The sequence below is a fragment of the Nostoc sp. FACHB-133 genome (assembly GCF_014698055.1).
Lineage (GTDB): Bacteria > Cyanobacteriota > Cyanobacteriia > Cyanobacteriales > Nostocaceae > Nostoc.
This window is the reverse complement of sequence record NZ_JACJSH010000137.1, coordinates 1-5,670: the sequence shown is the minus strand read 5'-3', so window position 1 is coordinate 5,670 and position 5,670 is coordinate 1. Positions and strand designations below refer to the sequence as shown.

At 42.8% G+C, this 5,670-nt stretch carries 3 protein-coding genes and 1 pseudogene; all 4 read left to right on the top strand.

Annotated features, from left to right (window positions below):
* Window positions 1-728 (top strand): annotated as a pseudogene (locus H6G86_RS37595) (hypothetical protein); the annotation flags it as partial.
* 77 nt (window positions 729-805) lie between these two features.
* Window positions 806-1,045 (top strand): hypothetical protein, encoded by a 240-nt coding sequence (locus H6G86_RS37590; RefSeq protein WP_190938642.1) that lies wholly within the window; start codon window positions 806-808, stop codon window positions 1,043-1,045.
* 872 nt (window positions 1,046-1,917) lie between these two features.
* On the top strand, window positions 1,918-2,157 hold the full coding sequence (locus H6G86_RS37585; RefSeq protein ID WP_206758466.1) for a hypothetical protein: 240 nt from the start codon (window positions 1,918-1,920) through the stop codon (window positions 2,155-2,157).
* 500 nt (window positions 2,158-2,657) lie between these two features.
* Entirely contained in the window at window positions 2,658-5,600 is a 2,943-nt protein-coding gene (locus H6G86_RS37580; RefSeq protein ID WP_190938640.1) for a DUF3987 domain-containing protein, read from the top strand.
* Window positions 5,601-5,670 lie beyond the last annotated feature (70 nt).

Here is a 5,670-nt window from a genome sequence, read left to right as displayed (position 1 = left end):
GGCTTGGACAATATTATCGCAGTGCATTCCACGTCTTACAAGAGAAAATCAGCAACAACGATGAAATTAGTACAATCCTGCTGCAAATTTGCGATCGCGCTTCCAAATCTAAGGATGGTGTTTCTGCTAGAGACATTTACCGCCCCCTGAACAGCATCAAGACCCGCGCCAAAGCAGCTGGTAGGGAAGTGTCCGCATACACTCAAGACCTATTTAACAAATTGGTGGAAATGGGTTATGGATTGCTTACACGGGTGGGACGTTGTGTAAAATTCATTGCATCAAAACAAGATAGTCCAGAAAATGCCTTTCTAGCCACTGACACAACTGCCACAGATGAAGAATTAGCCTACGATTACCTGTCTGACGAAGAAGTTAATGGCAGTGACGGCCAGTGTCAAGAGGTTAGTGTCACCGGTGCCAATGCCACTTTGCACTTAGACCACGGGGAAGATGCTGTGATTGATGATCCTGAAATAATGGATGAGGTAATAGCCAAACTTGAAGCTGAAAATGATAACTCCTATTCACTTCTACAAATTAAAAAAGACGGCGGAGAGATTGAGGGGTTTGTTGGGAGTAAGGTAGAAGTGCGATCGCTCATCACTGGCATTATCAAGTTCGTTGGGGAGATGATCGGCTATAACGAAAAGAATGGATTCGTGACCATAGCCACCGAGCAAGGCAACCAAGATGCGGACTTCCGGGAAGCCTTCATCCTTAGCTAGATAAAACTGAGGTAACTTTCCCAATTTGGGAATATTTTGCAATCTCTAATGCTGGCGAAATAGTTTGCACCCAGAGCATGAGTTTTGATGCAGCTGCGAATGCGGGAATTATTCAGCCATTGCAAGAGTTTATCGCTATTGCTGGCACTGAACCGGAGCCAGAAATAAATGCCCATGAGGAACTGGTAAGAGTATTGCAAATTAAACAAACTAGCTGGAGAAATGCTCCGGCGCTGCGCGATCGCATTAAGCAGTGGGTTGAGAAAACTGATGGGGTTGTGTTGGGGGAGAATGGCCCAGAATTGCAATTAGACTAATCAGTGAATTATTCCCGAAATCGGGAAAACCAAACCGGCGTTGTGAACTCTGGTACAAGTCAAATTAATTGTATCAAGCTTCGCTGTGGGCACTGTTAGTTATTGGAACTGTGGTTCTTATAAGCAATATTCTCATAAGTAAAAAATGGTTACTGCTACTCTCTCTAGCTCTCCTCTCTTTACTGCTGTAGCCATTGCATTTGACTAGAGGATGGTCACACAACTGGCTGACATTGCAAGAGGGCATCTGGGAGTACTTACTTCGACAAGGTTGTAATGGGAACAGTCCACTTAGTAACCAACGATCTAAACTTCACAACTCGTTACAAACTTTTTGATGGTGGAGACGGACAGATTATCAGCTTTGCGAGAATCTGGGAATGGAGGAAATATTTAACTGTTAAGTAGATTTTCGCAACGCATTAATTATTTAATTCACTTACGTTTGCCAGGGTTAGTACTAAGATCATCATTATTTTCTTTCCAGGAAATGGGCAAATCAATTTAAGGAACCTCACACCACAGCCAGGAGTTACGGTGATGAAGGTAATTAAAAAAAGTAGGGGATATTGAATATGTATTGCACATTCAAGACGAAGTTAATAATCTCAATTTTACTCAATCAATTATTAATAGATTAGTCGCCTAGTCTATTTCCAAGAGAGAGCTAATGGAAGATTAAACTCGTCTCGGACAAGATATATCAAAAAGAAATATCAAAATGGCTAGAACCCTTGCTACTTCCAGTATCTCCTATTGGGAGATACTGGAAGTAGCAAGGGTTTCAGGGATTATATTGTCCTGTGTTATTTTTCAATTTCGGATCATCAAACACAATATCTGCGGTATTATCTAGTGAAGGGCTGAATGAAATGCTACAAACAAAAAGCGACAAATCACAAAAACATCTTGCGCCTATAAGAAGGAGGCTATTGCAATGGAATGAGGCAAAAATTAAGTTCGGGATAATGATGACCCCAAGTGGCAATAAACTGCTTACAACTAAAGCGGCAGAACTGCAAATTTCTAAGGGCGATTTACTAGAGTATCTTTCAAGATGCTTGGATGACCCAGCAGTTGAGTCAGCTATCGTGAGGCAGGTAAAGGATTAATTTGTTCCTATAAGTAAAAGTTCTTGCCATACCAAAAAACCCATGAGTTAGAAGCTCACGGGTCTATGGCTCAAAACTTTCATTCTGAACAACCATTGTTTTTCGACTTGTGGGTTGGGTGTTACGAGCATCCAATCCACATATTTCACAAAATCTACCCAACTGAAAAAAGGGCTACTTTTTACTTCTTCAATTTCACCATCCAATTAGTTTCACCCCAGAGAAGAGCTACTTTCTACCTCGATGGTTAGTTAGGTTTTTCACCGTAACCACATACCCCACAAAAAAAACGGGGGACGGGGAAACGGGACGGAGAAAGGGCGTACTAGTCTCTTTTAGAGACTGGTGCTTGTTTTATGATATCGGAATTTTGGGAATTTATGATATCCGAGTAGATAAATAAAGCTAGCTCTTTCTCCGCTGGGTGGCACATAAACCCCTGTCTGGAGATAAAAAATGTCGATAAATTCAAGATTAGCGTTGGCTTATGGAGGTGCAGCATGATCTCATCCCCAGCAATCGCATCAAAACCCTGTGTGTACACTACCGACTTAAACGCGATCATATCTCTCTCTAGTCGGTTTACTACGTCCGATTTATTCAATATTCCCCAAACTTTACAGCAGGGAATGCACGTTATCCTGGTAGACCAGAATACGCCAGAAATAGCCGTCCGACAAGGGATTTATCAAATCCTGTTATCTGGTAATAGCCCACAAATTTACCAGGCGCAACAGCCTCTAGCAATTTTAGCAGCACATGAATCTTTGTCAGCAGGTGAGCTAGCCGGTCAGATTGTAAGACAATCACAACCTTGGGAAGTGTGGCTAGAACGGCAAACGCATGAAAAACTATCACTCAAAGATGCGGTTGAGATAGCGAAAATAGTAATGGCTTATGAGCAAGGTTCACAAAGGACTGTAGAGCTTGGTGTGCTGAGGGAGCGGTGCAATCGTAGTTCCTTTGACTGGAACAATCTTATCCGCGAATTGCAAAATGAAGGGAAGTCGCCCACTGGTAGCAGTAATCCTAATATTTCAGAATTATCCCTGCGAGATCGTATTGCGGAAATTCTCGGACGGGGGCTAAATTCATCCTCCGAGAAACAGGCATTAATTGAATTAGCCAAGCAAACCTTCACGCCTCCTAAAGAGATAGATACGTTAGCGGACTTAGTGCGCCACGAGATAGAACGGGATTTATATAGAGAAGAAACCCAGAAAGACGTATCTGCATTAATCAAAGCTAGAGCAGCACTGAATCTTGCTGATTACTTGCCGAAGGATTTAGCTGAACCAGTAATGCAGTGGTGCAAATGGCTGAACATTCGTCCAGAGGTGGCACTAAGCGCTATTTTAGTAGCAATTTCCTCATTGCACGAAACCGGAACTAAATTGGTTCTTCATCGCGCCCAAGGTTTCTGGGTTCCGGCTACTTTATTTATGGCTTTAGTTGCCCCATCTGGACAGAAAAAATCACCAATATACAAGAACCTGATTACTAAGCCATTAAAGAGGTTAAAATCCGAGGCAAAAGCCAAATATGAATCGGATCTAAAGCAGTACGAGATTGAGTATAAGGAATGGAAGGACGATAAGAGCGAATGTAAGGGGACGGAACCCGAAAAGCCTGTACAGACAGTTTTTTACTTTAACTCTGCCACAGGGGAAGGGATTCAAAGACTTGCCCAAAACTGCCCTTCAAAAGCCTTATTTATGTTGGTTGATGAACTGAAGGCGGTATTTGACAGTGCTAACCTGTATCGCGGGGGACGGGGCAGCGATCGCCAAGACATTCTCTCTTACTATGACGGAGCAGGGCAGACAACCCTTAGAGCAAGTGGGGTAAGTATTGATGTTGAGGAAGTTTATATTTCAATTTATGGAGGGATTCAACCAGAGGTACTAAAAACCCATACTCAGGATTTAAAAGACACAGATGGATACTGGTCGCGCTTCCTTTTTGTTAACCAACCACTAGCAGCTGGTGAACTGGGTGATGACATGGAAGGTTTTGATATTTCCGAACTCATCGGGGGTTATTATCGCCGCGTTCATGCGCTGGGTAAGCGTACCTATACTTTATCTCGTGAAGCATTCAAGGTTTACCAACCAGTCTACAAAGAACTTGAACAGAAGCGTCTTTCTCATCCGTCCCCAGGCATGGTCAATGTTTACGCAAAGCTTGAAGGGCAAATAGGCCGCCTCGCTCTTAATCTTCATGCCATAGAAGAGGTAGAAAAAAACTCGCGTAATGATGAAATCTCTGCTTCAACCATGCGTAAAGCGATCGCATTGGCTAACTTTTATCTTGGCGAGGTGACAGACTTACACGCTGACAGCAACGCCGATAAAGGCGACCTACCTGCATTGCTGGCTAAATTACTGGAATATGCCAATCAAAAGGGTAGCTTAACCCCCAGAGACGCGGTTACTAAATTTAACGCAATCAAGAAGAGTTCAGAAGCTTTAGACCATTTTAGGGAGTTAGAAGTGATGGGTCATGGCGTGGTTGAAAAGCAAAAAAGAAACTGGGTATTTATTCCTGCTCAAGGTTCGCCCAATGAAGCTAGTTGTTCGCGTAATGATTTATTAAATCCAGAATCTTTAGCCAGTCAGCATCCTGGGAGTTCGCGTAATGAAATCAATAGTTCGCGTAATGGTTCGCGTAATGATTTATTAAACCTAGAACCGTTAGCCAGTCAGCATCCTGGGAGTTCGCGTAATGAACGTAATGAACGTAATGATTTATCGGATTTTTCACCAACTAGAGAAGATAGTCAAGAGAGCGAACTTAATCAAAGTAAAATACCCCCTGAAATCATTACGCCATTACACTCATTACGCGAAGTACCTCAACCCTTTGTAGAACCAGAGTTTAAGCCGCGTAATGGTTCGCGTAATGCCCCCCCTCCAGACCATTACGCGAACGATGTTAAACCAGAATTACAGCCTGACCTAAGTTTGAAAACTCAGAATCAAAACTTAGGGTGCGATACCCCAGTCATTGCCAGATCAGTTAAATCATCTGATGTGGTTAGCAAACCTAAAAAAGTGGGTCTAGGAGAATGGAATGTGGGTGATATAGCTAACCACTGGGGGTACGAGGTGTCTATCTGTAGAATAGATGAAGAAGATGGGGTAATTATGGTTCGCCGACAAGATGGTGAATTGATAGATGCTATGGAATACGAGTTATTCCATCAGGGACAGGATGAAAGTCCAGTATCCGAAGCCCAAGTGATAGTTCAGCCCCCATCGCCGTTGCCTGATCAGGGTAATGTCAATAATGGCATCCATGTATTTCAATGGAAAACCGGGGATAGGGCGAACTATCTTGGAGAACAAGTAAGCGTACTTGAAGTAATTGCTGGAGATGAGTTTGTTACCGTTATTCGTCGAAATGGCGAGAAGGGAGCAATGCGGTTTTGTCAGATCCAGTAAAAAACAAGCGATCGCAAAAATAAAATCTAAGTAAGAAGTAACTTTATTTACTAAATATGTGCTGGTAGCC

Bases quoted from the DNA above. Each gene is read 5' to 3' on its own strand.
- H6G86_RS37585 (WP_206758466.1), top strand. From the start codon at position 1,918: ATGCTACAAACAAAAAGCGACAAATCACAAAAACATCTTGCGCCTATA.
- H6G86_RS37580 (WP_190938640.1), top strand. From the start codon at position 2,658: ATGATCTCATCCCCAGCAATCGCATCAAAACCCTGTGTGTACACTACC.
- H6G86_RS37590 (WP_190938642.1), top strand. From the start codon at position 806: ATGAGTTTTGATGCAGCTGCGAATGCGGGAATTATTCAGCCATTGCAA.